Raw genomic sequence first — 24,698 nt, 5'->3', positions numbered from 1 at the left:
TCCCGTCTGCGATAGCCTGACGAGTAGGGGGAATGGGGTGGGGTTACTTTCCTATGGCGGATTTGGCTAGCTAATTGCTTCGTTAAGCATTTTCTCTATGGCCTGCTTGCCATCATTTATTTGAGCAACCTGCTTATCGAAATTCTCTTGGTAATGGGCGAGATTCTTTTCAGATGCAGAGAAGAGTCGGTCTTTGATTTTCTGTAATTCATCCCTGTTAAAAACAATACCCATCTTGCAGCACTTTTTGACATCATCAATGCTCAAGCCGTTTCCATTAAGCCTGTCCAGAGCAATGCGTTTAACACACTGCCTGGCTTCTTCAATGGTCTTATAGAACTCAACCGTATCGCTACCACCACTGCCATCTGGATAACGATTCACTCGTAAAGCGATATCTCCGTTAGTGCTTCCTAAAAGAGATAAGCACTTGATGCCTTCAAAGTTTTTACGTCCGTAATAGTTGTCAATTGAGGACATGAAATCTTCAAATCTTTCTATAGAAGGGACGCTGTAATCTCGACGAATGGCAAATTTAACCTGCCCGGTCATTACATCTGCAAAATGTTCCAAGTCAGTCTCATTGATATGATCAGAGAACGCCTTGACCTGCTTAACCATCTCTTTCCAGAAACTTAAAGTATTCTGGAGGTTGCTAATTTCATTGTTTATTCTTTCAATTTTCAACTTAGCATCAGCCAGGGCTTTCTCTTGCTTTACTTTTTCACGAGAGGACCATGTTTCAACTGGCTGGTCATGCAGGCTCTTCACTACAAAACGCTCGCCACCAGGGATTTCGTCTCCCTGTTGCGTGACAAACACTTCCTGAACAATCGTTTCCTGATTGTTCAATGCACCAACAACAACGACCTTGCGCCCATCTGATAAAAATTTAGTTTCCATGATTTTTCCTTAATGACTTAATCCGCCACCAACACCATTGAGATAAACCTCAACCAGAAGGTCACGAGTAAATGTGCGTTCGATACCGCGATGGAGGTACAGCTTCCCGCGCTTATGTGCTGATGCTGTCCATGTCGCATCTTTGTGCTTAACCAGCATTCCTGGCTGAACAGCACCGCGGTTAACTTCCTGCGTTCCGTAATGATGTAGGCTCATGATTTACCCTCCACCTGCTGCAATAACCAGGCTAAATTCATCTGCCAGCGGTTCATTGTGATTTTCTCGCGAGGTTTATCGACTGATGAGAGTTGCCACTCGTTGTCGTTGAGTTTTGATGCGTGGTACTGCTTGCCGTTGTGGGTGACTTGCATAATCATCTCCGCGCTTAAGCCGCGCCGCTGAACGTTAAAAGACCTCTGCGCTAACAGGCGGTGGATAGCCGCCGGTTGTCATAAATGGGCTGACTCGAAAATCTGCCTATGTATGGCCGATAAAAAACCCGCCGGAGCGGGTTAGTCGTTTGTCACTATGTAGCCAGATTTTTCAAGCCAATCAATAACATCTGACTCTCCAATTGCCTCCAATAAATCAGACGCTGAGTATTCAGTAACGATTTCTTCAGCCTTAATTGCGTCGGCAATTTCAATATAATCGACATCAATTTCCATGTGTCGATTCCAGCCATCGCCATTTGGCTGTATTGAATTGATTTGCTTAACTCTAAACGTTGCACTAACTGCCATCGCCTTACCCTCTGTTTGTATCGTGAGCTAATAAAAAGGCCGCCTAAGCGACCAGTCCATCAATTACCTTTTCAACAACTCCAACCGCATCAATCAACTTCACAAGCCTCTCGTGCATCTCGTTTCTTTTCGATTTGAGTGCTTCAATTAGAAACTCCTGATCGGCGGCGCCTCTCAATTGGGTATGGTTAGCTGCAACAACAATCAAGTTAAATCCATGCAGCCCATGCGCTCCCAATAAGTTGTCTATGTCTCTTATGTTTGATTCCAAGTTTTCAATTTCTTGGAGTAATTTTTTAATATCCATTGCCTCACCTCATAAGTTAATTAACGCGCCGTAACCTGAATTATTGAGCGCTCAATTCTTTAAGTTTCTGTATTGCTTTATTCATTTCATCCATGCAGTCGATAAATTCATCTAGTTTGCGTTGCATTTTTCCGGCTGCTTGGCATATTTCCAATTTCACCGGCTGAAGTTTTTTGTTAAAGAAATCAGTTTCATTGCGCTTTTTCTCAGCTTCTTCAGCGGCCCTTAATAATTCTTCTGCTTGTTTGCGAAGTGATTCTGGAGAAATGCTAATAGCTTCACTGGTCATTACTGACTCCTTTAATTCCTGATTGGCGTTAAAAATTGGCTCAGCGTGATTGCTGTGATTTTCTTCTGGCCGGGAAAGCGTTGATTTTTTAGTGCAATCCTTGCAATAAGACTGCAACCCATCAAACTTACTGTTATTAACGTAAAACTCACTTAATGCCTTGATTCTATGACATTTTGAGCACGTTTTGTGGTTGGCCTTTTTTATTATTTCTATACCCTCGAAGCTTTTTGGGTAACCATATTTTTTATGCTTTAAGAGAGTGGTTGCATAAGCATTGCTTTCTCTTTTTATCTTTATTACAAAGACACTTTCTCTGGCTTCCAGAAAGTCAATTAGCTTTTTCCTCTCCGCCTTGGATAGCTCTCTAAAACAGTCAATCTTTCTGGTGATATCGGCTACGATTATTCCTTCAGGCATTTTTTCTACCAGGCTCTTAACTTCTGATAGTGGACTCCATAATTTATTGGGCAGTGCTGATGGCGTCATATTTACCTCGCGGTGACAGTTCCTTTAGTTTTGCGATAACCAGCTGCATAAATCGCCACATGCGGCAGGCACATCCCGCTATCCAGTAGCTTATTTCCGAACTCGTTGCTGTAGACGATCGCTGCACGCTCAAGCTGGCGCTTGTATTCCTGGCGCTGCCACACTGCATCCTGTGCAACAAACTTAATCGGGGTCGCATCTTCAATGCTTGCTGGCGTGTGGTGCTGGCCTTTAGCCTGAACCTGAGCGCGACTAAGGGTAGGGCGATGCATGTTCTCGGCGCTTACGGCAACTGCGCTCTGCACTGCTGCGCGACGCTCACGGCGACGACCTGCTGCTGACCCATTGAATGCTGTTCTGCGTGTCATGGTGACCTCCTGATGAACTTTGGTGATGTGGTCGGTAACCAGCCGCACAAGTCAGGGCTTCTTCACGTTTACCCGTTCTCGCTTGCCACATCCCAAAGTTCACTTTGGTTATCAGGCTTTTCAGCCTCGTAGATTCATCACTGAATCGTTGTAGGTTCACCGTCCTGGTGATGTTGCGTCCTGTTGATGGGTATAATAATCACCGCAAGTGGTATTTAAGTCAACACCGCAAGAGATAAAATATCACCGCTAATGGTTAAGTTCTTGTTGTTTGAGTATATTTATTTTTTCACTGGCGGTGTTATGCTCACAAAAACACCAAAGAGGGCATGGTTATGGGCTTGGGAATGGATATGGAACGTGATGAGTTACTAGAAGACCGCGCAGCTTTCATCGCTGGCGAGATTGGTGGTGCGGTTGTTGAGTTGATTATCGGCGGGGTGGTAATTAGTCATGATTCGATTGTGGATAGCCTGGAGGCCAAGAGGAGGGCGGTGGGTAATGTGATTCACAAGGGATTGCTGAGGGATGCTGCGGAGTTCGTGAGGAAAGGACAGTAATTTATGGGGATTCAAATTATGGGTAAATAGACCACGACAATATCGCGTTACTATATAAATCAATAAGTTATATAATATTATAGGAGGTTATCTGTGGAGATCGGCATCCAATAAAAACCCGGCTAGGTGGCGCCGGGTTTTATGACATTTAGATTAATGTGCGTGCCTGAACTTATGTTTCAAAGCAAGGATTTTCATAGCAATTCCAGTTACGAGCAAAGTATGGTTTGGAATCTTTGATGCCTTATTGAGCATGGTTCCTATAACCAAAGATATCGCAAGTGTGATCCCAACCGACGAGAGAACAAAGACTGAAATAATTGGGTTTCTCGCCATGTACATTTGCATCAATACACTGAAGAAATCATCAAACTCTTTACTATTCTCTGTCTTTAGTTGCTCTGGATTAAACTTATTGGATGCCAAGGCAAAGATAATGAAAAACGGGGTTACCATGGCAAACAAAGGCAACGCGAACCAACTTCTAAACAGTCGATAGTTGAGATACATTTTTGTTTTCTCTTTTTCTGGTATGTTCTCGTCATCAAGAAAACCTTCCAACATTTCAACTGCCCGCTGCTGATGCTTTAAAGCACTTTTTCGACATAGGATCCAGTAGGCTAAAACTCCAATACAGATAGCTACTGCATATAGCCAGTTTGTCATTTTTTGCCCTCCTTTTTTCTTTTCCGTTTGTCGTTCGAATCTTTCGCTCTTCGATCTAACTCATTTTCACTTGATCTGAGTTTACCCCAAGTATAGATGAAGTAAATAGCGATAGTAGGTAAAGACAATATCATCACACACCCTAAAATCGGGTGTCTGTCATCAATTCTCTCCCAAAAATTACCGAAGGAATCAATGGATTTAGAGATAATATCATCACCAATTTCGAACTTAAAAATAGAAAATCCCATTGAAAACCTTCAAAAACAGTTTGTTATTGTTTTTTCCATTAGATGTCTTGAGGACTCACCCAAACGTCTCATCAGGCCACTGTGACGCAACAACCTTACCAACAACCCGGCAGTGCTCATTGCATGGCATCATAGGGAACTGAGGGTTCAATGGCTGGAGAAATATCTGCCCGCTGTCCTTGATCAGTTTCTTGAACGTGAATTCATCACCACCTAATCTGGCGATACAGAAATCACCAGGGTCAACCGGTTCCTCTGGATCAACAAGAATCAGCATTCCTTCAGGGAAGCTAGGCTTTGAACCAGCTGGAGCCGTCATTGAGTGACCATCAACCTCAAGCCAGAATGCACTGTCGCTGGCTTTCTTCGTTGTGCTTACCCATCTCTCGGCGTCACGTTCAGTGAAAGTACGAAACTCAGGTGAGAACATACCTGCCTGGACGTGCGAGAACACTGGGTAGTCATAATCATTACTTACAACCAATTCAGTGGATACGGACTTGTACATCTCTTCTATTTCTCTTGCGAGAGAAGGGCTGAACTCACCTACATTCACCTGTAAAACTCTAGCAAGCGCTGCTGCGTTACTGGCATTCAGCGCATTGACACCATTAAGAAGTGCGGCAATAGCCGACTGCCCGACACTCAATGCATCGGCAATGGATTCCTGTGAGAGCTTCAGTGCAGACTTTTTACTCTCATAAATCGCCTTCAGACGTTTAGCATCTTCAAGCTGATCTGTTGTTAATGGTTTCTTTTTTATGCTCATAGTAGAAATTTAACACCGTAGGGGATAATTTACTAACACCGCATGTGTTGACATAATTACCTCCTGCGGTGATAATCAATTCATGCACTAAGGAGGTCGTATGGATCAGCGCATAAAACTTAATGAATACGCACAACGATTCGGTCAAACCAAAGCTGCTCAAGACCTTGGGGTTTATTCAACAAGCTATTCAGCGAGCTTAGAGCAGCGTTCCCGGCAAGCATGGCTAACTTTCGCAGCCAGGAGGATGTGAACGAGTTCCGCCGCCAGTGGTTGCTGGCATTTCAGGAGAACGGAATCCACTCACTGGAGCAGGTTGATGCCGGTATGCGCGTAGCACGTCGTCAGGAGCGACCCTTCCTGCCATCGCCAGGTCAGTTCGTTGCATGGTGCAAACAGAGCGGTGGGGTACTGAATATCACGGTGGAAAATGTGATCGCCGAATACTGGGACTGGCGCAACCGATCTTTCGAGTTCACATCCAGTGAGCAATTCCCATGGTCTCAGCCGGTCATGTATCACGTCTGCGTAGAGCTTCGCCACCGCAGCACCGAACGCCAGTTAACGCATAGCGAGCTTGGACGTGAAGCCAGTGACTTGCTGGACATGTGGGAAAGGCGAGTTATCGATGGCAAGCCGATCCCCCCTGTTCGTAGAGCTATTGCGGCGCCATCTGCAGATCTCGGCCCAACTCCAGCTCAGCTTCTGCTGGCTAAATACAAGCGCAACAAAGCTAACGGGGCGGTGTGAGATGGATAGCGTAAAGCAACGCATTCTTGATTACGTATCAGCTAACCAGCCAGCCAAGGTTGATCTGATTTACAAAGAGCTTGGCATCTGCCGTAACCGGTACTACGAAGAGGCCAAGCAACTCCGGTTCATGGGCAAGCTGCGCAGCGTACCGGGGATCGGTGTATTCCCCGGCGAAGATGCTTATCAGCACTGGCTGAAAAGTGGTGGCTACGAAGAAATCAGACGACGTGCTGTCGATGCAAATCTGAGTAGCCAGGAAGCGAAGGGGATGAAAATGCCGCGTAACAGCGACGACCCAAAGATGTTCGCACCATACGACCCGGCAAAGAATGGAGTCGTGGCTGAATTCATGCAGAGTGATGCGAGAAAGCGGCTGATGATGGTTTATGGGAGGCGAGTATGACCTGCATTCGAATACCTAACGGAATTATCTTCACGTATCCAACCTACCGTTTGCGACTTGAGGACGGAACCTGCGTTTTCATGTCATGGCATGACTACTGCGGACCAGAGTTTTATCGAGACAAAAATGAACGTCGCTGGATTGATGAATGGTGGGAAAACCCACTCATTGTAAAGGCGCTAGATTGGTTTACCGGCAGAGGAAATCGCGCATGAATGAAGCCTACATAGCAGAGCTATCTGCAAGCGTGGCCGTGATAGTCGGCCTTTTTTATGCAATACGCAAAAACATCGATTAACAGGCTCGCATCGCGGGCCTTTTTTATGAGGGTAGAATTATGACCGTATACGAAATGGAAGGTTTTCTCCGTGGCAAATGTCTGCCCGGAGACATGAAAGTCAACGAGAGTAATGCGCAGTATCTGGTGCGTAAATTTAGTGAATTCGAATCAAATCTATCCGAGTCCAAACGCGAGTTCCGGGCAGCAGACGCGACTATTCACAATCTGGAACTGAAGCTCACAGACATTGCAGTACAGCTCGCTAACGCCGAGAGCAAGTGCAGGGAGCTGGCGGCGGCAGAGAACAACCTCATTGATAGCGAATGTCATGTTGCTGAACTGGAGGACGCGCTACGTGATAAACAGGCATTAATTGAAGCTGCAGAGAAGCGCATAGCAGAGCATAACTTTGAAAATCGGTTACTGGCTAATGCTGATCGCGATATCAAAGCATTGCGACAGCGCATAGCAGAACTGGAGGCGGGGACGGTGGCAGTAAAGCAATTCGGTGACTTCCAGATTGTCCACTATGGCGGTTCTGAGGATTACGCGAAAGGTTATATCGACTGCCAGAACAACTACAACAAGGCGCTTGCCGCCGCTGGCATTGGCGTGAAGGGGTAGTGAGATGACAAAAATATTCAGGAAGAATTACCCACGTCAAAGTCGGGTTAAAGAGGCTCTATTTTTCCTTCTATTTCTTATTTTAATGATTCCGATATCACCGATAGTCCTCATCTGGTTAGCAGGAGAACAGGCAGAAAAAATAGCTGAGTGGTATAGCTCCATCGTATGGGGGCCATTTAACAAACTGCACAACAAATTAAATCCGTACAGTGAGGACTAACCCATGACAACTAACAACCACCCGGCGCACGGTCCTGTATCACTCGATCGCTTGCACCAGATACGCGAAATACTCAGCAAAGCAGCAGCACAAAGCGACGGCGGTAATCTCGGCTACGCAATGGCTGATGCTGTGAAGGCTATCGATTGGGTTCTGGAGTCGATAGCCAGTGAACAGGTCCGCTGTGAACATGCAGCATGGTCACAGGCTACTTTCGGCGGTGTCGGTCCAGTTGGTCCGCTGAAGCACCTTTCCAAAGAAGCTCTCGAGGCTGCTGCTGAACCCGGCGACCTTAGCGAATGGGCTGACATGCAGTTCCTGTTATGGGATGCACAGCGTCGTGCCGGTATCAGTGACGAGCAGATTACCCAGGCGATGGTAGAAAAACTGGCGGTGAACAAACAGCGCGAATGGCCTGAGCCGAAAGATGGTGAGCCGCGTCTGCACATCAAAGAGCAACCAGCGCCGGTAGTACCGGAATATCCCGAAACATTGCCATGCCCCGTATTACTGGAGCCGGGAATGCGCTTCGGGAAAGGTGTTAAAACCAGACTAGTACTGGAGGCTATTCAACGCAGGGCTGAGCATTACGCTGAACTGGAAGCTATGACGCCGGAACAGCGAGCCGAACATGATGCAGGTATCGAAGCAATTAAAGCGATGTTGCCGAAGCCAGCCCAGCCGGATATTGAAATGCTGGCCTCTGCACTGACTAACGCTCCGTTAGCACCGTCAGATAGCCAGGGCAGGCAGAGAGCGCCGGTAGTGCCGAACTCAGAAAATTGGCTTATGCCATGCCCGTTTTGTGGAGGCAAAGCGCATCAACTCACCATTGAGCAAGATGACGATCCGCACTTTGGTGGTGATGTTATTACCTGTACTGAGTGCTGGGCTTCATCACATGTTGAATTTGGGTTCAAAGAAAATTTGAAATCAGCATGGAATAGCCGCACCGCCATGCTTCAGGCTGGCAACTCTCCGGTGATTCAGGATGGTTGGCAGTTGGTTCCAAAAGAGCCAACGGAGGCTATGAATAAAGCAGGATGGGCAGCAATGAACGAACATGATGCAATTAACCCTACGTATAGAGCCATGCTCGCAGCAGCACCGCAGCAGGAGGTGAAATCAGCGCTTGAACATGGGATGCGGCGTTACGCTGGAGCTATGCAAAAACTGTCAGAAGGTGATGACTAACGCAACGTCAAGCAACATTACCCACTCTCAAAATTAATGTTATAATTATGTCGCAGTCGGATTGAGCACCCGGCTGTGACCTCTGCATCTGATTGGGAAATTAGATGCGAAACACAAAGAGTACCTCATACCACCTGTCACAGATGCAGCAATGCACCTGCGATTTTCTGCATTCTGCGTTACCTCTCGGAGGTGGCGTATGAAACAGCCTGTTTTCTACCTCCGCGACGAACGCGTTCGCGATAACCTCATCGACTACATCAGGAAGCTGCCCGTTAACGACGCTCTGCCGCTCGTGGTGAAGTTTTCTGAGGCTGACCGCACTCTCGCCCAAAACGACCTCTTCCACGCTCTCTGTGGCGATACAGCGAAGCAATTGCAATGGGCTGGCAAGTCGCGCGACCTCGCTTCATGGAAAGTCCTGTATGTCTCAGGCCATGCCATTGCCACCGGTAAGCCTGGTGAAGTGGTGCCGGGTCTGGAAGGGGAGTTCTGCGCCATCCGGGAAAGCACTGCGAAGATGGGCATCCGTCGCATGACCAGTCTCATCGAATACAGCCAGGCATTTGCTGTGCAAAACGGCGTGCAACTCCGTGAAGTTCGCTACTCAGGTGATTACTTCGGGAGGGTTGCGTAATGGCTAGCCCTCTCGCTCGCATCATCACCAACGAAATCTACCGGGTCCGGACACGCACTAAGCGCAAGCCTGAACTCAAGCCATCCGAAATCCCATCACTGCTCGGCTACACCGCACGACTGACCCAGGTGAAATGGGATCGCCTGAAAGCGCGGAGGTCACATGGCTAATTTATGCAAAGCGGCACGCGGCCGCGAATGTCAGGTGCGGATCCCCGGCGTATGCAACGGCAATCCTGAAACCTCAGTACTGGCTCACATACGTCTTGCTGGTCTATGCGGGACCGGAATCAAGCCGCCTGACCTGATCGCCACCATCGCATGCAGCAGTTGCCACGACGAGATTGATCGCCGCACCCGTCTGGTCGATGCGGAATTTGCAAAGGAGTGCGCGCTGGAAGGCATGGCTCGCACGCAGGTCATCTGGCTTAAAGAGGGGCTCGTGAAGATATGAATATTTACGATATCACGCCTGTAAGCAAACCCCGCATGACTCAACGTGACCGGTGGGTAAAACGTCCGGCAACAGCGGCATATTGGGCTTTCAAAGCCGAAGTACGCCTGCTCGGGATCTGTCTGCCTGAATCCGGCTATCACGTCACCTTCATCATCCCCATGCCAAAAAGCTGGAGCCAGAAGAAGCGCGCGCAACTGAACGGCCAGGCTCATCAGCAGAAACCGGATAAGGACAACCTGGAAAAGGCGCTGCTTGATGCCATTTTCGACGACGACAGCCGCGTCTGGGATGGACGGGTGACAAAACTTTGGGGAGAGAAGGGGCAGATCATCATCGGGGAGTGCGCGCCGTGACCAGAGATGAGATAACCCGATATCAGGCCGAAAGCGTGAAGCGCGCCAACCTGCCGCCAGTAGCAAAGCACAGCCAGACCAAAACCAATCAGCCACAGAAGGAAGCCGCATGAACAGTCAGCAACTGGAATACGTACGTCAGCAGCTCATTGTGGCGACCGCAGATCTGAGCGGGGCGACGAAAGGGCAGCTGGTAGCTTTCGCCGAGAACGCGCAATTCACCGCTACGGCGCGCAGCCGGGGCCGGAAGAAAGTCACTGACCCGGTCACTGGTCGGAAAGTTAACCCTGACGGCCCGGCGATGAGCGGAAGTCAGTCCCGCGCCAAAGGCTCATCCATCGCGCTGGTTGGGCCGGTGGAGTTCGTGACCGCATCCTGGCGCCGCGCCGTGCTGTCGCTTGAAGACCACCAGAAAGCGTGGCTGCTGTGGAACTACAGCGAGAATATCCGCTTCGAGTATACGACGCTGAGTGATGAGACGTACCGCATCATTCTGAAAGCGAAAATCGCTATCAACAACTGGGACGGCCGGAACGATTCTCTGCCTCCCATCCTTGACGCTGCTACCGCAGGCTCAGGCCTGAGGATGCAGATCGTCGACAACCAGGACATGACGATTTCGGTCTGGGTTTTCCCTGAAACTGATATTTCTGATGTGTCTCTCGAACTGATCGCCGCTATCAAACAGGGCTATCTCACCGTTAAATCAGCTGGCGTATGGGCCGGTGATGTTGAAACGCCTTCGGTAGAAACACCGTCAGAAGGCTCTAAATTCTTTGGGTTTGATATGGATAACGAATACATCGGCGGGTTCGATGTTGGAGCATGGGGGACAATACTCTAATGGCAATAAACAACTTTAAACCTTTCGCGCTTGATCCGAACGCTAACGTCACCTCACAAGCTGACTGGGAAGCACTTCCGGCTCTGCTTTCAGGGTTTACGGCAGGTAAAGCATCCAGCGCACAGGTCAACAAAGCTATTCGGCAAGCCAGCTTTATCGCGGCAGCGTTGGCGCAGTACACCGCCAACAAAAGCGGGCTGGATGTGCTTGATGATGGAGACCTGAACGGGTTTATATCCAAAATGGGGACCGCTTTCGGGAAAGATTTCCAGGCGCTTGATGCCACGCTGTCGGCATTAGCTGGGCTCGCAACAGGTGCAAATAAACTCCCATATTTCACTGGAAATGATACAGCAGCGCAGACTGATTTAACTTCTGTTGGCCGTGACATTATTGGGAAAAATACTATTGCTGACATTCTCACATACCTTGGTTTGGGAGAGGCGGCTAAACAAGGGGTGGCAACGGCATCCCAGATGCAGGCGGGAACGGCAACAGATTTGCTGCCATCGGTTTCAGCTGTAATGAGTTTGTTTAGCAAGCGTTCGTTCGCTATTAACGATTACATTCGAATTCCTGATGTTCCTGGAGGTTGGATCGTACAGTGGGGTTTTTACACTCCTACTGGCGGTACGCAGACAATTAATCTACCCGTCGCATTTCCTAATATGAATTTAGGTACCATCGCAGAGGTTGTAGGCAGTTCAACAACTTACGGCTTTACGACAACTGAACCTAATGGTCTGGGCGCTTTCAATCTTCACACTCGAAACTCGACAGGTAGCGTTGTCGCAGCTCCGTGCTTCTGTATTTCTATAGGTAATTAAAAATGTATTTCAGCAAAACCAGAAACGGGTTTATCCCGCAAGAATGGATCGATGACGGCACCTACGAAAAAATCCCCGCCGACGCGATCGAATTAACCGATGTGGAAATTGCAACTTTCTACAAAATCACCCCGCCTGCGGGAAAAGAGCTGAGTATTTTGGCTGGTAGGCTTGCATGGGTTGAGCTGGCAAAGGAAGAACTGACAGCAATGATGGAGTCACAAAGACAACTGCTAATCAACAATGCCAATGCATTGATGAATGGCAAGCAGTGGCCTGGCAAGGCGGCTATCGGGCGGCTTAAGGGGGACGAACTGACGCAGTACAATGAGTGGCTGGATTATCTTGATGCGCTGGAGGCGGTTGATACCTCCAGCAATGGTGATGTTAACTGGCCTGCTTCTCCTGAGCTGTAGGCCAACCTGGTGTTATTCGAGAGCGCTTTCTGGCTCTTCGACTAAAGGCGCGTCAATCCACGAAGGCATACCATCAGGCCCTACAGCGCGAATTTTTCTCTCTGGCTACGGGCCTGTAAACTCCCTGAATAAAGCCTCTCCGACTTTTACCCCGTCCTTCGGCCACGATCCAGATGCAACGTATGAAGCCCTCAGGGCTAGCGGGTAAAACATATTTTCGGTAGGGCTAAAAATGTATTCGTTCATCTATTAATACCCCTTAGCTTCCCAGTACATGGTTCTTCCACCCGAAAGCGAACTATATGTGTCAACAACCAGGTCAAACCCTGTGGTTGTCGGGTTTAAAAAATATGCTGACAGCAGGTCTGGGGATATAACTGCTGATGTTATGACTGGTGTAACCCCAATGCACGCAACAGGGAATGGGATTGGCAGATTTACATGGACTGTTGTGCCTGTACCCGCCGGAGTGGTTGCGTAACCATATTGCACAATCACCCCGCTCGGCTGTTTGTACCATCCTGATATGGGCGTAAGGGAGGATGCGAAAGCGGACATGTCAGGCAGATGTCCCACACCCGTTCCGACAGCTCGTTTAGCCGCCTCTCCCAAACCAACCTTTGATGGAATGGGCGCGTGCAGTCATATTGGTTGTATTAGCTCTGCCCCATGTTTTTTCACATTCCCGACGGCATGCGTCACGGTGTGCCATATAAATTTATCAGCCGATAGAATTTGCTTGAGAGACAAAAACGGGACACACAAAGCTTTGCATCGGTTTGCAAGGCTTTGCGCTGCTCTACTACAACACCTTCTCATCAATCCAGTCTGCCCACCACTTCATCATCTCCCGGCGCTTATCCATGTACTGAGCGTGATTGTATATCCCACGTATAGAACCGCTGTTAGCATGCGCCAGTTGCTTCTCAATGGCGTCAGCTGGCCACTCATGCTCGTTCATTATTGTGCTGAACTGGTGCCGGAATCCATGACCGCTTGCCAGTCCTTCATACCCTATCTGGCGAATAACCAGCAGTACGGCATTTTCACTGATCGGCTTTGTTTTATCATTGCGTCCGGCGAACACAAATCTTGATATGGGGTGCGTTACGGGCTTCAATGTTTCAAGCAGAGAGGCAACCTGATCTGACATTGGGACAAGGTGAGGGCGTCGCCCCTTCATCACCTCTTCGGCGATCGTAATCGTCCTGGTTTCGAAATCGACGTTCGACCATTGCATAGACCTGAGTTCTTTAGTCCTGAGCACGGTGTACTGCAATACCTGCGTCGCAATCTTCGATACGATGCTGCCAGAGAATCCAGCCAGCGCCTTATTGAATTCCGGTATCTGGTCTGCAGGAAGGAAGGGGTAGTTCTTTTTCCGGTATCCCTTCATGGCATCAGCAAGGTCAGGAGCCGGGTTATATTTCGCTCTCCCGGTAACTATCGCGTACCTGAATACTTCCCCGCACCTCCTCCGCGCCTTATTGGCCCGCTCCATTGCTCCACGGTCTTCGAACCTGCGGATTACTTCCAGTATCTGCATTGGTTCTATCTCGTTAATCTCCATCCCGCCAATCAACGGCAGAATGTCATCCTGGAACATGCGTGACAGTTCGGTGCTGTATACCTCTGACCATACCTGTTTTTTGTGCTCATACCATTCCTGGTATATAGAGCCGAACGAGTTGTCTTTGACTGATAGCTTTTTAGCCTTTACCGGATCTACACCGACAGACACATCCTTTTTGGCAAGCCACGCTTTGTCTCTGGCTTCCTGCAATGACATGAGTGGATATTTGCCTACCGTCATCACCTTCTCTTTACCATCTAGCTTGTAACGCAATTGCCAGACTTTCTTTCCGGTAACCGGCACATAAAGGTACAGCCCGTTGCTGTCGAGCAGCCGGTACGGTTTATCTTTCGGCTTTGCCGCGTCGATCTGCTTGATGGTGAGCATGGGTAAAATTCCGGTGGGTAAAATTATTTACTCGTTTTTTACCCGCCGAAGCATGCGGCTGTCAACGTTCTATTGCGAACTATGACGAACTGGTATTTTATTGAGAGCTTGCTGTGTAAGGGATTTTGCGAACTACTGCGGAGGGTGGCGAACTGTGAAATGGTGTCCCCTGCAGGAATCGAACCTGCAACTAGCCCTTAGGAGGGGCTCGTTATATCCATTTAACTAAGGGGACGAAGCGGCACGAGTATAGCGTTTTTTACTCACAACGGTAAGTCTCAGGCCGCCCGACTGCTCAAACAGTCACCATTCAGGCCTGTTTTTTCTGGTTTTTCTGCGTTTGCTCATCACGCTTTGCTTGTAACCGGGCTTCTTCCTTGCGTTTGTTGCTCATATCATTGCGGATCTGCGCATGGCTCATCAGCGCGAAAATAAACGTTCCGCCACAGATATTCCCGGCGAGCGTTGGTAGCGCAAAGGGCCAGAAAAAATCACTCCAGTGCAGCGTGCCATTAAAGACCAGATAGAGAATTTCCACCGAGCCAACGACGATATGCGTGGTATCGCCTAACGCAATCAGCCAGGTCATCAGAATAATGACCACAATTTTTGCCGCTCCGGCGGCGGGGAACATCCACACCATCGTGGCAATTAACCAGCCAGAAATGATGGCGTTGGAAAACATCTCCACAGGAGAGTTTTTCATCACATCCATGCCAATTTTGACGAAAGCATCGCGGGTCTCTTCATCAAAAATCGGCATATGTTCAAACGCCCATGCTGCAACCCCGGTGCCAATAATATTACCCAGCAGTACCACGCTCCACAGGCGCATCAACAGGCCAAAATTGCCGAGGGTAGGGTTTTGCATCACCGGCAGTACGGCGGTGACGGTATTTTCGGTAAAGAGTTGTTGGCGGGCCATAATGACAATAATAAAGCCGAAGGTATAACCGAGGTTCTCGAGTAAAAATCCCCCTGGCACACCTTCCAGCTGTACGTGAAAAATCCCTTTAGCCAGTAGCGAGGCACCCATCGACAGTCCTGCTGCGATGGCTGACCACAGCAGGGCCATTGCGTCGCGCTCCATCTCTTTCTCCCCATCCTGGCGAATATGCTCATGGATCGCCATGGCGCGGGAGGGGAGTCTGTCCTCATCAAGCTCTATCTTTTTCCCTGTTAGTTTTTCATCGCTTTCCACTTCGAGTTCGTCGCTGTGTCGATCAATCTTATCTTTCTTGATGTCATTCATGGCCGAATCCTGAATAAGCACGTATTGCTAAAGCGTAGCGGCTTTTTTCTGAAAATCAGCGGGAGAAAGTCTGAGATAGCAAAAATGGTAACGTTTGTTTTTATCGGGTTAGTTAGAATAGAACCGCCGCGGAGTGCGTATTACCAGGCTATGATCAAATCAGTAAGACAGGGTATATAGACATCATTTGACGTGCTGTTACAATCGCTCACATCTAAACAGGCGGATACGTCATCGTTCCGTCATGGATGGCAATCAGCGATAGCCATAAAACACAGGGAGATACTTATGAAGCTTCGCCTGTCGGCGCTTGCGCTGGGAACCACACTTTTGGTGGGGTGTGCGAGCTCCGGTACTGAACAGCAGGGGCGTTCGGACCCATTTGAAGGGTTCAACCGTACCATGTACAACTTCAACTTTAACGTGTTGGATCCCTATGTTGTTCGACCGGTAGCAGTGGCCTGGCGTGATTATGTTCCGCAGCCGGCGCGTAATGGTTTAAGCAACTTTACGGGGAACCTTGAAGAACCGGCCGTCATGGTCAACTATTTCCTGCAAGGCGATCCTTATCAGGGGATGGTGCACTTTACCCGTTTCTTCCTGAATACCCTGTTAGGTATGGGCGGCTTCATCGATGTGGCAGGTATGGCTAATCCGAAGTTGCAACGCGTTGAACCACACCGCTTTGGCAGTACGTTAGGCCACTATGACGTGGGTTACGGGCCGTATATGCAGCTTCCGTTCTACGGTAGTTTCACACTGCGTGATGACGGCGGCGATATGGTCGATACCCTGTATCCGGTACTGTCCTGGTTGACCTGGCCGTTGTCGATAGGCAAATGGACGGTTGAAGGGATTGAAACTCGCGCGCAATTGCTCGACTCTGACGGTCTGCTGCGTCAGTCTTCCGATCCTTACATTATGGTGCGTGAAGCTTACTTCCAGCGTCATGACTTTATTGCGAACGGTGGGAAACTGAAACCAGAAGAAAACCCGAACGCGAAAGACATTCAGGACGATTTAAAAGAGATCGATTCTGAGTAAGGAATTGGGCAAATAAAAAGGTGAGCTAAAAAGCTCACCTTTTTTACGTCTGAAGAAAATCAGAATGCGTAGTTGAAGTTTGTACCAAACAGCCAGGCTTTACCTTCAGAATCGAAAGTATACGGGCCTTCTTTAACGGTCACTTTCTGGCCGTGCATATAAGAAACGCCGACGTCAATGGATGCGTCATCATTGAATGCGTAAGTCGTACCCGCACTCAGCCACAGACGATCCTGGTCCGGAATGGAGATGGAACGCTTGCTTGCTGGAACCGGGCTATCGTCATAAGCAATACCGGTACGGAACGTCCAGCTTTTATCCATATAGTAAGTTGTACCCAATGCAATGCGGTAAGAATCTTTGAAGCCTTCTTCTTTATAGAACAGTGTCTGTCCATTGAAACCTGTGGCTTTCAGCTCCTGGAACTGACTCCAGCTGGTATAGGCCATGCTGTAGTGGATAGCCCACTGTGGTGCAATACGGTTATAACCTGACAATTCCCACATTTCAGGCAGGTTAAGTGTCAGAGAACCCGGGACGGTGGCATTGGTCGTTCCCCATGGGAATGTAGTGCCAGCGCCAGGTATGGCGTTCGCCTGGGTACGGATGCCACTCTTATAATCGCCATCAAAATCAATTTTAACTTCAGAACGGTACGTTAAACCATAACGGTTATTTTTATCCAGTTCGTACAAAATCCCGGCGTTCCAGCCGTAGCCCCATTCGTCCCCTTTCAGGCTGGCAATTTTGTTGCTGACCTTCGGTAATGCAGCCGTTTGCTCACCAGAATAACGTTCAATTTTTGCATCAGCATAAACGGCGTTAAAACCGAGACCGAAGCTCCAGCTATCATTCAGACGGTAGGCACCGCTCAGGTTAAGGTTGACCGTTTTAAGGTCGGTCTTACCGCCGTATTCACCAACGATGTAGCTGTCGTTAAATTCGGTAGCCAGACCATAGTTTGAGGTAACGGAAGCACCCCAACCAAACTGTTCGTTGATAGGCATCACGAAGTGAGCATTGGGAACCCACGCCGTAGGCGCGATGTTGTCCGCATCAGTGCTGCGTCCGGTGTATGGCGATTTACCGGAAATATTAACGTCTGGATCGATATACACCGCACCTGCTGAGAAAGTAGGGCGATCGAACATCATAATCAGTGCCGGGTTACGACTGGCGTTTCCTGCATCATCCGCAATTGCGCCTTCACCCGAATATGCCCGGCCAAGGCCAGAGGAAGAAAATTCGTTTAACTGAAAGCCTGCAGACCAGGCCTGTGTGGAGATAATTGCCACTGCGACTGCGAGAGCAGACTTTGTAAACAGGGTTTTCTGGCTCATGACCATAACCTCATAGATTTATTTTTATACAAACAATGTTACATACCGTAACAGGAGCGCGAAGTGTAGGGTCTGAGGTACGACTTAGAAATCAGACCAGTGGCGTGAGTATAGGTCGGACCAGCTGGAATGTTGCAAGTATGTTTATAAATATTTTCAAATTTGATCAGAGAAACGCGATCCAGCTGGCAAAATTGCGGAGGTGCGCACTCACCTGTTTGGGCGATTTTTGTTTTAGATCATTTTTAAGTGTGATTTCGGTCACTTATCGCATTTCGTACAATTAACGACTGGAGAGGCGAATAATGGGAGCGTAAAATATCCCCATCGTTTATCTGGCACCTCAGGTGCGAATACAGAGGAAATCTACAATGAGTAAATGCAGTGCTGATGAAACCCCGGTTTGCTGCTGTATGGATGTTGGCACCATCATGGACAACTCCGATTGCACCGCGTCCTACAGCCGTGTGTTCGCGAATCGCGCAGAGGCAGAAGAAACACTGGCCGCTCTGACTGAAAAGGCACGTGGCGTGGAATCTGAGCCTTGCCAAATCACTTCGACCTTTACTGAAGAGTCAGAAGGTGTGCGTCTGGATATCGACTTTGTTTTTGCCTGTGAAGCTGAAACGCTGATTTTCCAGCTGGGCCTGCGTTAATCCCCCTCTGCAAAAGCCCTTGCTATCTGATAGCAAGGGCTTTTTCGTAACTGTCAGTGATTATTCACTGTGTCTTAGCTCCCACTTTCTTTTCTCCCCGCTTGGCTAAATGTAAAAAATTGGTTAAGACTATGATCAGGTCAGACCACTTATTTTATTTTTTTACAGGGGAGTGTTATGAGTCAGGCTTTACCGCTGGTTACCCGCCAGGGCGACCGTATTGCCATTGTAAGTGGATTACGTACGCCATTTGCTCGTCAGGCTACCGCGTTTCATGGCATTCCCGCCGTTGATTTAGGAAAGATGGTCGTCGGTGAGCTGCTGGCGCGCAGCGAAATTCCTGCCGATGTGATCGAGCAACTGGTTTTTGGCCAGGTGGTGCAAATGCCTGAAGCACCAAATATTGCTCGTGAAATTGTGCTGGGAACCGGTATGAATGTACATACCGATGCATACAGCGTGAGCAGGGCCTGCGCGACCAGTTTCCAGGCGGTGGCGAATGTCGCGGAAAGCCTGATGGCGGGGTCTATTCGTGCTGGAATTGCGGGTGGTGCGGACTCCTCGTCAGTCTTGCCTATTGGCGTTAGTAAAAAGCTGGCGCGGGTGCTGGTGGATGTCAATAAGGCCCGGACAACCGGTCAACGCCTTAAACTCTTTTCCCGATTGCGCTTACGTGACCTGATGCCTGTGCCGCCGGCCGTCGCCGAGTATTCCACCGGTTTGCGTATGGGGGATACGGCTGAGCAAATGGCCAAAACCTATGGTATTACCCGAGAGCAGCAGGATGCTCTGGCGCACCGCTCTCATCAGCGTGCCGCTCAGGCATGGGCTGAAGGAAAGCTGGCAGATGAGGTAATGACTACCTACGCGCCACCGTTTAAAGATCCTTTTTCAGAAGATAACAACATTCGCGGTAACTCTACGCTGGCCGATTACGCCAAACTACGTCCGGCGTTTGACCGCAAGCACGGCACCGTCACCGCGGCAAACAGTACCCCGCTAACGGACGGCGCTGCCGCCGTGATCATGATGACGGAGTCGCGTGCGAAAGAGTTGGGGCTGGTGCCGCTGGGGTACTTGCGTAGTTTTGCTTTTACCGCCATCGATGTCTGGCAGGACATGCTGCTGGGACCGGCGTGGTCAACACCGCTTGCCCTGGAGAGAGCCGGTCTGACGATGGCAGATTTAACCCTGATCGATATGCATGAAGCCTTTGCCGCGCAAACGCTGGCGAATCTTCAGCTGTTGGGTAGCGAACGTTTTGCCCGCGACGTGCTGGGCAGGAGGCATGCCACTGGCGAGGTTGATGACAGTAAATTTAACGTGCTGGGCGGATCGATTGCCTATGGACACCCCTTTGCTGCCACCGGTGCGCGCATGATCACTCAAACCCTCCATGAGCTGCGTCGTCGTGGCGGCGGTTTTGGTTTAGTGACAGCCTGTGCAGCTGGTGGTCTGGGTGCGGCAATGGTTCTGGAGGCGGAATAATGGAAATGACATCGGCTTTTACACTAAACGTACGTCTGGATAACGTTGCTGTTGTCACCATTGATGTGCCCGGAGAGAAAATGAACACCCTGAAAGCAGAGTTTGCTTCTCAGGTGCGGGCCATTCTGAAACAAATCCGCGATAACAAAGCATTGCGTGGTGTGGTGTTTATTTCGGCTAAACCCGATAACTTCATTGCCGGGGCGGATATCAACATGATTGGTAGCTGTCGCAGCGCGCAGGAAGCCGAAACTCTGGCCCGTCAGGGGCAGCAGATGATGGCGGAAATTAATGCTTTACCGATCCCGGTTATCGCTGCGATTCATGGTGCATGCCTCGGCGGTGGCCTGGAGATGGCGCTGGCGTGCCACAACCGTATTTGTACCGATGATGCTAAAACCGTACTGGGTTTACCGGAAGTACAACTTGGCTTGTTGCCCGGCTCCGGTGGTACGCAGCGGCTACCGCGCCTGATTGGCGTCAGTACCGCACTGGATATGATCCTCACCGGAAAACAATTACGCGCAAAACAGGCGCTGAAAGTTGGTTTAGTGGATGAAGTTGTACCGCATTCCATTTTGCTGGAAGCGGCCGTTGAACTGGCTAAAAAGGACAGTTCTGCGCAACGAACACTGCCCGTAAGAGAGCGAGTGTTGGCGGGGCCGCTGGGGCGGGCGCTGTTGTTCCGCATGGCCAGTAAAAAGACGGCGCAAAAAACGCAAGGTAACTACCCTGCAACAGAACGTATCCTTGAGGTCATCGAAACCGGGCTAGCGCAAGGCAGCAGTAGTGGTTACGACGCAGAGGCCCGTGCGTTTGGTGAGCTGGCGATGACATCCCAGTCTCAGGCGCTACGGCACATCTTTTTTGCCAACACCGACGTGAAAAAGGATCCGGGAAGCGATGCGAAGCCCGGTCCGCTGGACAGCGTTGGCATTTTGGGCGGCGGTCTGATGGGGGGCGGTATTGCTTATGTGACGGCCTGTAAAGGCGGCTTGCCTGTGCGCATCAAAGATATAAACGCTAAGGGAATCAACCATGCGCTGAAGTATAGCTGGGATCAGCTTGAAACGAAGGTTCGCCGCCGTCATATCAAAGCCTGCGAACGCGATAAACAACTGGCGCTGATTTCGGGATCGATCGACTACCGTGGCTTTGCGCATCGCGATTTGATTATTGAAGCCGTGTTTGAAGATCTGTCGCTAAAACAACGGATGGTGGCAGAAGTTGAGCAAAATTGCGCACCTCATACCGTTTTTGCTTCTAACACCTCATCTTTGCCCATTGGCGATATTGCTGCGAATGCTACCAGGCCTGAACAAGTGATTGGTTTACACTTTTTTAGTCCGGTGGAAAAAATGCCGTTGGTCGAAGTGATCCCACATGCCACGACCTCGGAGCAGACGATTGCAACTACCGTTAAGTTAGCGAAAAAACAGGGCAAAACGCCGATAGTGGTCAGAGATAAGGCCGGCTTTTACGTTAACCGCATTTTAGCGCCTTACATTAACGAAGCGATTCGTATGTTGACCGAGGGCGAGCGGGTCGAAACCATAGACGCCGCGCTGGTTAAGTTTGGTTTTCCAGTTGGGCCAATCCAACTTTTGGATGAGGTCGGAATTGATACGGGCACTAAAATTATACCAGTGCTTGAGGCTGCATATGGAGAACGTTTTAGCGCGCCTGCAAATGTTGTTGCTTCAATTTTGAATGACGATCGCAAAGGTAGAAAAAATGGTCGGGGTTTCTATCTTTATGGTGTGAAAGGGCGTAAAAGCAAAAAACAGGTCGACCCTGCAATTTATACGCTTATTGGCGTTCAGGGTCAGGGCCGACTTACCGCTGCACAGGTAGCAGAGCGGTGCGTCATGTTAATGCTCAATGAAGCTGCTCGTTGTTTCGACGAGAAGATAGTCCGTAGCGCACGTGATGGCGACATCGGCGCTGTATTTGGTATTGGTTTTCCGCCATTCCTCGGCGGCCCGTTCCGGTATATGGATTCACTCGGCGCGGGAGAAGTGGTTGCGACTCTGCAACGCCTGACCACGCAATACGGCTCGCGGTTTGCGCCGTGTGAACAGTTATTGCAGATGGCGGCACACAGTGAAAGATTCTGGAATATTGGGGAAACTGACCTGAATTCATGAGGTCAAAGGTAGGATGAATCCGCACTGAATGTATGGCTCGCGCTCAAAATGTAAACAGAGATTGACTATACTTACGCCGTTGAGGTAAAAAACAGCGTTTCATTCGGTGAATGGATAAGGCACAATGCCGGCCACCATATCGTTATCATAGCCAATAGGGGCTGTGAATAAAGGTATTGGTGATTCTGGTTAACAAAAGCGGTGCAATATGCAAGTTTTTATCATGCGTCACGGCGACGCGGCCCTCGATGCCGCCAGTGATTCGGTTCGTCCCTTAACCTCCTGTGGTTGTGACGAATCTCGCCTGATGGCGAACTGGCTGAAAGGTCAAAAAGTGGATATCGAACGTGTTCTGGTGAGCCCGTTCCTACGAGCCGAACAAACGCTGGATGTGGTGGGGGAATGTATGAATCTGCCAACCGGTGTGGATGTTTTGCCGGAGTTGACTCCCTGCGGCGATGTCGGTCTGGTCAGTGCCTATTTACAGGCTCTGGCCAATGAAGGTATCGCCACGGCACTGGTTATCTCTCACTTGCCTTTAGTGGGGTATCTGGTGTCTGAGCTTTGCCCAGGTGAAACACCGCCGATGTTTACCACATCAGCGATTGCCAGCGTAACGCTTGATGAGAGCGGGAAGGGGACTTTTAACTGGCAGATGAGCCCGTGTAACCTGAAAATGGCAAAAGCGATTTAAAAAGGTTGGTATCGGATAAGGTGCAGCCGTCATCCGAAAATGCAAAGAGCCGCAAACGCGGCTCTTTCTGTTTTTCTGCATCACGGAAGTTCGGGCGGTAGCCACTCTTCTACTTCAATTAGCACCAGCAGCGCGGCGTCGCCACCGTACTCTTTCGGTGCCTGATGAAAAGCCATCACGTGCGGATGCTGGGCCAGCCAAAGCGGCGTTTGCTGTTTCAAAATATGTTTTCCGTGGCCATGCATCACGCAGGCGCAAAATACATGCTCACGACGACAGGCGGCAATCAGCGCGCCTAACTCTTGTTTGGCCTGCTGCTGGGTCAGCCCATGCAGATCGAGAAACAGCTCCGGAGAGTAATCGCCACGGCGCATTTTCTTCAGTTCAAAATGGCTGACGTCGGCACGCAAGTATCTTACCGGGCCGTCCGTATTCAGCAGCGGCTGAAACTCATCCGAGAAATAGTGGCTGGCATCAGCCTGCTCCTGTAGCAGTCTTTTAACCGGAACCTCGGCAATTTTTTTACGTGGAGGTCGGTGAACAATGGTGTCCTGTTTAATTTTACGCGTGCCGGTCATCAGCTGGCGAAACAGCGTCTGATCCTCCTCGCTGAGCGATGTTTTCTTTTTCATTCGAGAGTCTCAACTTTTATTTTCCATTAGTTTAACCCGACTCGGCGGGCATCCGATCGCTTAAAACGCAATTTTCGCGCTCAGGCCCTGTGTGAATGCTGATTTATCGCCGTCTTCGTGGCAAACTAGCCGCCGAAATTAATACGAGCATGCCCTGGAGGAATACGTGGATAAAATTTTCGTCGATGAAGCAGTGAGTGAACTGCATACCATTCAGGACATGTTGCGTTGGGCGGTCAGCCGTTTTAGCGCGGCGAACATCTGGTATGGCCATGGCACGGATAACCCATGGGACGAGGCCGTACAACTGGTGCTGCCGTCACTTTATTTGCCGTTGGATATTCCGGAAGACATGCGTACCGCGCGTCTGACCTCGAGTGAGCGTCATCGTATTGTTGAACGCGTGATTCGCCGCGTCAACGAGCGCATTCCGGTTGCTTATCTGACCAACAAAGCCTGGTTTTGCGGGCATGAGTTTTATGTTGATGAACGCGTGCTGGTTCCGCGTTCACCGATTGGCGAGCTTATCAATAACCGCTTTGCGGGTCTTATTAATGAGCAGCCGCAGCATATCCTCGATATGTGTACCGGCAGCGGTTGTATTGCCATTGCCTGCGCGTATGCCTTCCCGGAAGCCGAAGTTGATGCGGTGGATATCTCCACTGACGCACTGGCGGTGACCGAACACAATATTGAAGAACACGGCCTGATCCATCACGTCACGCCGATCCGTTCCGATCTGTTCCGCGATCTGCTGAAAGTCCAGTATGACCTGATTGTGACCAACCCGCCGTATGTCGATGCGGAAGATATGTCCGATCTGCCAAACGAATATCGTCACGAACCTGAGCTGGGTCTGGCGTCCGGCAGTGATGGGCTGAAACTTACCCGCCGCATTCTGGGGAACGCCCCAGACTACCTGTCAGATAACGGTATTCTGATTTGTGAAGTCGGAAACAGCATGGTACATCTGATAGAGCAATATCCGGATGTACCGTTCACCTGGCTGGAGTTCGACAACGGCGGTGACGGCGTATTCATGCTGACCAAAGAGCAGTTAGTTGCTGCTCGTGAGCACTTCAGCATTTATAAAGACTAATTACACGCGCACATACACAACACTCATAACG

The 24,698-nt window shown here is 49.7% G+C and carries 30 protein-coding genes, 1 tRNA gene and 6 pseudogenes; 22 read left to right on the top strand and 15 right to left on the bottom strand.

The features are described 5' to 3' along the window. Nucleotides 1-66: 66 nt before the first annotated feature. From E6P06_RS19970 to E6P06_RS19945, 7 genes are all read right to left on the bottom strand, one after another. Nucleotides 67-903 carry a hypothetical protein gene (locus E6P06_RS19970; RefSeq protein ID WP_139935623.1) on the bottom strand — a complete coding sequence of 279 codons (837 nt, stop codon included), beginning with the start codon at nucleotides 901-903 and terminating at the stop codon, nucleotides 67-69. A gap of 9 nt (nucleotides 904-912) precedes the next feature. Beyond that, entirely contained in the window at nucleotides 913-1,119 is a 207-nt protein-coding gene (locus E6P06_RS19965) for a hypothetical protein (protein ID WP_003833696.1), read from the bottom strand. Further along, a complete protein-coding gene (locus E6P06_RS27675; RefSeq protein ID WP_003833690.1) occupies nucleotides 1,116-1,274 on the bottom strand; it encodes a hypothetical protein in 159 nt (52 codons plus the stop codon). Before E6P06_RS27675 ends, E6P06_RS19965 begins: the two co-directional genes overlap by 4 nt. 141 nt (nucleotides 1,275-1,415) lie before the next feature. Continuing rightward, nucleotides 1,416-1,646: a hypothetical protein gene (locus E6P06_RS19960; RefSeq protein ID WP_139815595.1), complete on the bottom strand. Its 231-nt coding sequence runs from the start codon at nucleotides 1,644-1,646 to the stop codon at nucleotides 1,416-1,418. Between the two features lie 43 nt (nucleotides 1,647-1,689). Then, nucleotides 1,690-1,953 (bottom strand): hypothetical protein, encoded by a 264-nt coding sequence (locus E6P06_RS19955; RefSeq protein WP_139935622.1) that lies wholly within the window; start codon nucleotides 1,951-1,953, stop codon nucleotides 1,690-1,692. Between the two features lie 40 nt (nucleotides 1,954-1,993). Then, nucleotides 1,994-2,731, bottom strand: coding sequence for a keratin (locus tag E6P06_RS19950; protein ID WP_139935621.1), 738 nt, complete (start codon nucleotides 2,729-2,731; stop codon nucleotides 1,994-1,996). Nucleotides 2,732-2,733: 2 nt separating this feature from the next. Continuing rightward, the gene (locus E6P06_RS19945; protein ID WP_139935620.1) at nucleotides 2,734-3,099 is read right to left on the bottom strand and encodes an antitermination protein; all 366 of its coding nucleotides are present in this window, start codon (nucleotides 3,097-3,099) and stop codon (nucleotides 2,734-2,736) included. Between the two features lie 353 nt (nucleotides 3,100-3,452). Here E6P06_RS19945 and E6P06_RS19940 point away from each other — a divergent pair, with 353 nt between their 5' ends. Beyond that, nucleotides 3,453-3,659, top strand: a complete 207-nt coding sequence (locus E6P06_RS19940) for a hypothetical protein (RefSeq protein ID WP_210420671.1) — start codon at nucleotides 3,453-3,455, stop codon at nucleotides 3,657-3,659. 153 nt (nucleotides 3,660-3,812) lie between these two features. On the opposite strand, the gene E6P06_RS19935 is transcribed toward E6P06_RS19940, so the two are convergent. From E6P06_RS19935 to E6P06_RS19925, 3 genes are read right to left on the bottom strand one after another with little or no spacing between them, the layout of a single operon-like run. Further along, nucleotides 3,813-4,325 carry a hypothetical protein gene (locus tag E6P06_RS19935; RefSeq protein WP_106931050.1) on the bottom strand — a complete coding sequence of 171 codons (513 nt, stop codon included), beginning with the start codon at nucleotides 4,323-4,325 and terminating at the stop codon, nucleotides 3,813-3,815. Next, nucleotides 4,322-4,576: a hypothetical protein gene (locus E6P06_RS19930; protein WP_106931048.1), complete on the bottom strand. Its 255-nt coding sequence runs from the start codon at nucleotides 4,574-4,576 to the stop codon at nucleotides 4,322-4,324. The genes E6P06_RS19935 and E6P06_RS19930 overlap by 4 nt, the downstream gene beginning before the upstream one ends. 55 nt (nucleotides 4,577-4,631) lie before the next feature. Continuing rightward, the gene (locus E6P06_RS19925) at nucleotides 4,632-5,345 is read right to left on the bottom strand and encodes a LexA family transcriptional regulator (RefSeq protein ID WP_139935618.1); all 714 of its coding nucleotides are present in this window, start codon (nucleotides 5,343-5,345) and stop codon (nucleotides 4,632-4,634) included. A gap of 100 nt (nucleotides 5,346-5,445) precedes the next feature. Between E6P06_RS19925 and E6P06_RS28060 the strand changes: the two are divergent. The 15 genes and pseudogenes from E6P06_RS28060 to E6P06_RS19855 all read left to right on the top strand — a co-directional run. Beyond that, nucleotides 5,446-5,505 (top strand): annotated as a pseudogene (locus tag E6P06_RS28060) (hypothetical protein); the annotation flags it as partial. Nucleotides 5,506-5,519: 14 nt separating this feature from the next. Beyond that, nucleotides 5,520-6,095: pseudogene (locus tag E6P06_RS19920) on the top strand (replication protein P); the annotation flags it as partial. 1 nt (nucleotide 6,096) lies between these two features. Further along, nucleotides 6,097-6,501, top strand: a complete 405-nt coding sequence (locus tag E6P06_RS19915; RefSeq protein WP_139935616.1) for a hypothetical protein — start codon at nucleotides 6,097-6,099, stop codon at nucleotides 6,499-6,501. Between the two features lie 565 nt (nucleotides 6,502-7,066). Continuing rightward, nucleotides 7,067-7,181, top strand: a pseudogene (locus E6P06_RS28055) (hypothetical protein); the annotation flags it as partial. A gap of 228 nt (nucleotides 7,182-7,409) precedes the next feature. Continuing rightward, nucleotides 7,410-7,628 carry a DUF4014 family protein gene (locus tag E6P06_RS19900; protein ID WP_139935613.1) on the top strand — a complete coding sequence of 73 codons (219 nt, stop codon included), beginning with the start codon at nucleotides 7,410-7,412 and terminating at the stop codon, nucleotides 7,626-7,628. 171 nt (nucleotides 7,629-7,799) lie between these two features. After that, nucleotides 7,800-8,171, top strand: a pseudogene (locus E6P06_RS28050) (DUF550 domain-containing protein); the annotation flags it as partial. An 850-nt stretch (nucleotides 8,172-9,021) separates the two neighbouring features. Then, complete coding sequence (locus E6P06_RS19890) at nucleotides 9,022-9,459, top strand: recombination protein NinB (protein WP_032180568.1); 438 nt, start codon at nucleotides 9,022-9,024, stop codon at nucleotides 9,457-9,459. Further along, nucleotides 9,459-9,629 (top strand): NinE family protein, encoded by a 171-nt coding sequence (locus tag E6P06_RS19885; protein WP_054626103.1) that lies wholly within the window; start codon nucleotides 9,459-9,461, stop codon nucleotides 9,627-9,629. Before E6P06_RS19890 ends, E6P06_RS19885 begins: the two co-directional genes overlap by 1 nt. Continuing rightward, complete coding sequence (locus E6P06_RS19880) at nucleotides 9,622-9,912, top strand: DUF1364 domain-containing protein (protein WP_139935612.1); 291 nt, start codon at nucleotides 9,622-9,624, stop codon at nucleotides 9,910-9,912. Before E6P06_RS19885 ends, E6P06_RS19880 begins: the two co-directional genes overlap by 8 nt. Beyond that, nucleotides 9,909-10,268, top strand: coding sequence for a RusA family crossover junction endodeoxyribonuclease (locus tag E6P06_RS19875; protein WP_139935611.1), 360 nt, complete (start codon nucleotides 9,909-9,911; stop codon nucleotides 10,266-10,268). The genes E6P06_RS19880 and E6P06_RS19875 overlap by 4 nt, the downstream gene beginning before the upstream one ends. Then, on the top strand, nucleotides 10,265-10,381 hold the full coding sequence (locus E6P06_RS19870; protein ID WP_116291301.1) for a hypothetical protein: 117 nt from the start codon (nucleotides 10,265-10,267) through the stop codon (nucleotides 10,379-10,381). The genes E6P06_RS19875 and E6P06_RS19870 overlap by 4 nt, the downstream gene beginning before the upstream one ends. After that, nucleotides 10,378-10,728 (top strand): annotated as a pseudogene (locus E6P06_RS28290) (bacteriophage antitermination protein Q); the annotation flags it as partial. The gene E6P06_RS19870 and the pseudogene E6P06_RS28290, both read left to right, overlap by 4 nt. Continuing rightward, a pseudogene (locus E6P06_RS28285) lies at nucleotides 10,726-11,112 on the top strand (DUF2612 domain-containing protein); the annotation flags it as partial. The pseudogenes E6P06_RS28290 and E6P06_RS28285, both read left to right, overlap by 3 nt. Continuing rightward, complete coding sequence (locus tag E6P06_RS28040) at nucleotides 11,112-11,939, top strand: phage tail protein (RefSeq protein WP_246862888.1); 828 nt, start codon at nucleotides 11,112-11,114, stop codon at nucleotides 11,937-11,939. The pseudogene E6P06_RS28285 and the gene E6P06_RS28040, both read left to right, overlap by 1 nt. A 2-nt stretch (nucleotides 11,940-11,941) precedes the next feature. Next, nucleotides 11,942-12,355 (top strand): tail fiber assembly protein, encoded by a 414-nt coding sequence (locus tag E6P06_RS19855; RefSeq protein WP_139935609.1) that lies wholly within the window; start codon nucleotides 11,942-11,944, stop codon nucleotides 12,353-12,355. Between the two features lie 802 nt (nucleotides 12,356-13,157). Here E6P06_RS19855 and E6P06_RS19845 read toward each other — a convergent pair. The 3 genes from E6P06_RS19845 to E6P06_RS19835 all read right to left on the bottom strand — a co-directional run bounded on the left by E6P06_RS19845 (nucleotide 13,158) and on the right by E6P06_RS19835 (nucleotide 15,567). Continuing rightward, the gene (locus tag E6P06_RS19845; RefSeq protein WP_139935608.1) at nucleotides 13,158-14,315 is read right to left on the bottom strand and encodes a tyrosine-type recombinase/integrase; all 1,158 of its coding nucleotides are present in this window, start codon (nucleotides 14,313-14,315) and stop codon (nucleotides 13,158-13,160) included. Nucleotides 14,316-14,475: 160 nt separating this feature from the next. Next, a tRNA-Arg gene (locus E6P06_RS19840) sits at nucleotides 14,476-14,550 on the bottom strand. 75 nt (nucleotides 14,551-14,625) lie between these two features. Then, the gene (locus tag E6P06_RS19835; RefSeq protein WP_003839292.1) at nucleotides 14,626-15,567 is read right to left on the bottom strand and encodes a formate/nitrite transporter family protein; all 942 of its coding nucleotides are present in this window, start codon (nucleotides 15,565-15,567) and stop codon (nucleotides 14,626-14,628) included. A 288-nt stretch (nucleotides 15,568-15,855) separates the two neighbouring features. Here E6P06_RS19835 and mlaA point away from each other — a divergent pair, with 288 nt between their 5' ends. Further along, the gene (gene mlaA, locus E6P06_RS19830) at nucleotides 15,856-16,611 is read left to right on the top strand and encodes a phospholipid-binding lipoprotein MlaA (RefSeq protein WP_003028190.1); all 756 of its coding nucleotides are present in this window, start codon (nucleotides 15,856-15,858) and stop codon (nucleotides 16,609-16,611) included. A gap of 59 nt (nucleotides 16,612-16,670) precedes the next feature. Here mlaA and fadL read toward each other — a convergent pair whose 3' ends face one another. Continuing rightward, the gene (gene fadL, locus E6P06_RS19825) at nucleotides 16,671-17,951 is read right to left on the bottom strand and encodes a long-chain fatty acid transporter FadL (protein WP_139935607.1); all 1,281 of its coding nucleotides are present in this window, start codon (nucleotides 17,949-17,951) and stop codon (nucleotides 16,671-16,673) included. A gap of 371 nt (nucleotides 17,952-18,322) precedes the next feature. Between fadL and E6P06_RS19820 the strand changes: the two genes are divergently transcribed. From E6P06_RS19820 to sixA, 4 genes are all read left to right on the top strand, one after another. Then, entirely contained in the window at nucleotides 18,323-18,607 is a 285-nt protein-coding gene (locus E6P06_RS19820) for a YfcZ/YiiS family protein (protein WP_003834838.1), read from the top strand. Between the two features lie 177 nt (nucleotides 18,608-18,784). Then, nucleotides 18,785-20,095 carry an acetyl-CoA C-acyltransferase FadI gene (gene fadI / locus E6P06_RS19815; RefSeq protein WP_016150715.1) on the top strand — a complete coding sequence of 437 codons (1,311 nt, stop codon included), beginning with the start codon at nucleotides 18,785-18,787 and terminating at the stop codon, nucleotides 20,093-20,095. After that, a complete protein-coding gene (gene fadJ, locus E6P06_RS19810; protein WP_139935606.1) occupies nucleotides 20,095-22,242 on the top strand; it encodes a fatty acid oxidation complex subunit alpha FadJ in 2,148 nt (715 codons plus the stop codon). Before fadI ends, fadJ begins: the two co-directional genes overlap by 1 nt. 208 nt (nucleotides 22,243-22,450) lie before the next feature. Then, on the top strand, nucleotides 22,451-22,936 hold the full coding sequence (gene sixA / locus E6P06_RS19805) for a phosphohistidine phosphatase SixA (protein WP_003028179.1): 486 nt from the start codon (nucleotides 22,451-22,453) through the stop codon (nucleotides 22,934-22,936). A gap of 80 nt (nucleotides 22,937-23,016) precedes the next feature. Here sixA and smrB read toward each other — a convergent pair whose 3' ends face one another. Further along, the gene (gene smrB, locus E6P06_RS19800) at nucleotides 23,017-23,568 is read right to left on the bottom strand and encodes an endonuclease SmrB (RefSeq protein WP_003839296.1); all 552 of its coding nucleotides are present in this window, start codon (nucleotides 23,566-23,568) and stop codon (nucleotides 23,017-23,019) included. Nucleotides 23,569-23,734: 166 nt separating this feature from the next. Here smrB and prmB point away from each other — a divergent pair, with 166 nt between their 5' ends. Next, entirely contained in the window at nucleotides 23,735-24,667 is a 933-nt protein-coding gene (gene prmB / locus E6P06_RS19795) for a 50S ribosomal protein L3 N(5)-glutamine methyltransferase (RefSeq protein WP_003028173.1), read from the top strand. Nucleotides 24,668-24,698 lie beyond the last annotated feature (31 nt).

It is taken from the genome of Citrobacter sp. CF971 (assembly GCF_006385635.1).
Lineage (GTDB): Bacteria > Pseudomonadota > Gammaproteobacteria > Enterobacterales > Enterobacteriaceae > Citrobacter > Citrobacter freundii.
Note: the sequence above shows the minus strand (reverse complement) of the source record. Positions and strands in the feature narration are given on the sequence as shown.

Coding starts and splice junctions, on each gene's coding strand:
- E6P06_RS19970 (WP_139935623.1), bottom strand. CDS start 903: ATGGAAACTAAATTTTTATCAGATGGGCGCAAGGTCGTTGTTGTTGGT.
- E6P06_RS19965 (WP_003833696.1), bottom strand. CDS start 1,119: ATGAGCCTACATCATTACGGAACGCAGGAAGTTAACCGCGGTGCTGTT.
- E6P06_RS27675 (WP_003833690.1), bottom strand. CDS start 1,274: ATGCAAGTCACCCACAACGGCAAGCAGTACCACGCATCAAAACTCAAC.
- E6P06_RS19960 (WP_139815595.1), bottom strand. CDS start 1,646: ATGGCAGTTAGTGCAACGTTTAGAGTTAAGCAAATCAATTCAATACAG.
- E6P06_RS19955 (WP_139935622.1), bottom strand. CDS start 1,953: ATGGATATTAAAAAATTACTCCAAGAAATTGAAAACTTGGAATCAAAC.
- E6P06_RS19950 (WP_139935621.1), bottom strand. CDS start 2,731: ATGACGCCATCAGCACTGCCCAATAAATTATGGAGTCCACTATCAGAA.
- E6P06_RS19945 (WP_139935620.1), bottom strand. CDS start 3,099: ATGACACGCAGAACAGCATTCAATGGGTCAGCAGCAGGTCGTCGCCGT.
- E6P06_RS19940 (WP_210420671.1), top strand. CDS start 3,453: ATGGAACGTGATGAGTTACTAGAAGACCGCGCAGCTTTCATCGCTGGC.
- E6P06_RS19935 (WP_106931050.1), bottom strand. CDS start 4,325: ATGACAAACTGGCTATATGCAGTAGCTATCTGTATTGGAGTTTTAGCC.
- E6P06_RS19930 (WP_106931048.1), bottom strand. CDS start 4,576: ATGGGATTTTCTATTTTTAAGTTCGAAATTGGTGATGATATTATCTCT.
- E6P06_RS19925 (WP_139935618.1), bottom strand. CDS start 5,345: ATGAGCATAAAAAAGAAACCATTAACAACAGATCAGCTTGAAGATGCT.
- E6P06_RS19915 (WP_139935616.1), top strand. CDS start 6,097: ATGGATAGCGTAAAGCAACGCATTCTTGATTACGTATCAGCTAACCAG.
- E6P06_RS19900 (WP_139935613.1), top strand. CDS start 7,410: ATGACAAAAATATTCAGGAAGAATTACCCACGTCAAAGTCGGGTTAAA.
- E6P06_RS19890 (WP_032180568.1), top strand. CDS start 9,022: ATGAAACAGCCTGTTTTCTACCTCCGCGACGAACGCGTTCGCGATAAC.
- E6P06_RS19885 (WP_054626103.1), top strand. CDS start 9,459: ATGGCTAGCCCTCTCGCTCGCATCATCACCAACGAAATCTACCGGGTC.
- E6P06_RS19880 (WP_139935612.1), top strand. CDS start 9,622: ATGGCTAATTTATGCAAAGCGGCACGCGGCCGCGAATGTCAGGTGCGG.
- E6P06_RS19875 (WP_139935611.1), top strand. CDS start 9,909: ATGAATATTTACGATATCACGCCTGTAAGCAAACCCCGCATGACTCAA.
- E6P06_RS28040 (WP_246862888.1), top strand. CDS start 11,112: ATGGCAATAAACAACTTTAAACCTTTCGCGCTTGATCCGAACGCTAAC.
- E6P06_RS19855 (WP_139935609.1), top strand. CDS start 11,942: ATGTATTTCAGCAAAACCAGAAACGGGTTTATCCCGCAAGAATGGATC.
- E6P06_RS19845 (WP_139935608.1), bottom strand. CDS start 14,315: ATGCTCACCATCAAGCAGATCGACGCGGCAAAGCCGAAAGATAAACCG.
- E6P06_RS19835 (WP_003839292.1), bottom strand. CDS start 15,567: ATGAATGACATCAAGAAAGATAAGATTGATCGACACAGCGACGAACTC.
- mlaA (WP_003028190.1), top strand. CDS start 15,856: ATGAAGCTTCGCCTGTCGGCGCTTGCGCTGGGAACCACACTTTTGGTG.
- fadL (WP_139935607.1), bottom strand. CDS start 17,951: ATGAGCCAGAAAACCCTGTTTACAAAGTCTGCTCTCGCAGTCGCAGTG.
- E6P06_RS19820 (WP_003834838.1), top strand. CDS start 18,323: ATGAGTAAATGCAGTGCTGATGAAACCCCGGTTTGCTGCTGTATGGAT.
- fadI (WP_016150715.1), top strand. CDS start 18,785: ATGAGTCAGGCTTTACCGCTGGTTACCCGCCAGGGCGACCGTATTGCC.
- fadJ (WP_139935606.1), top strand. CDS start 20,095: ATGGAAATGACATCGGCTTTTACACTAAACGTACGTCTGGATAACGTT.
- sixA (WP_003028179.1), top strand. CDS start 22,451: ATGCAAGTTTTTATCATGCGTCACGGCGACGCGGCCCTCGATGCCGCC.
- smrB (WP_003839296.1), bottom strand. CDS start 23,568: ATGAAAAAGAAAACATCGCTCAGCGAGGAGGATCAGACGCTGTTTCGC.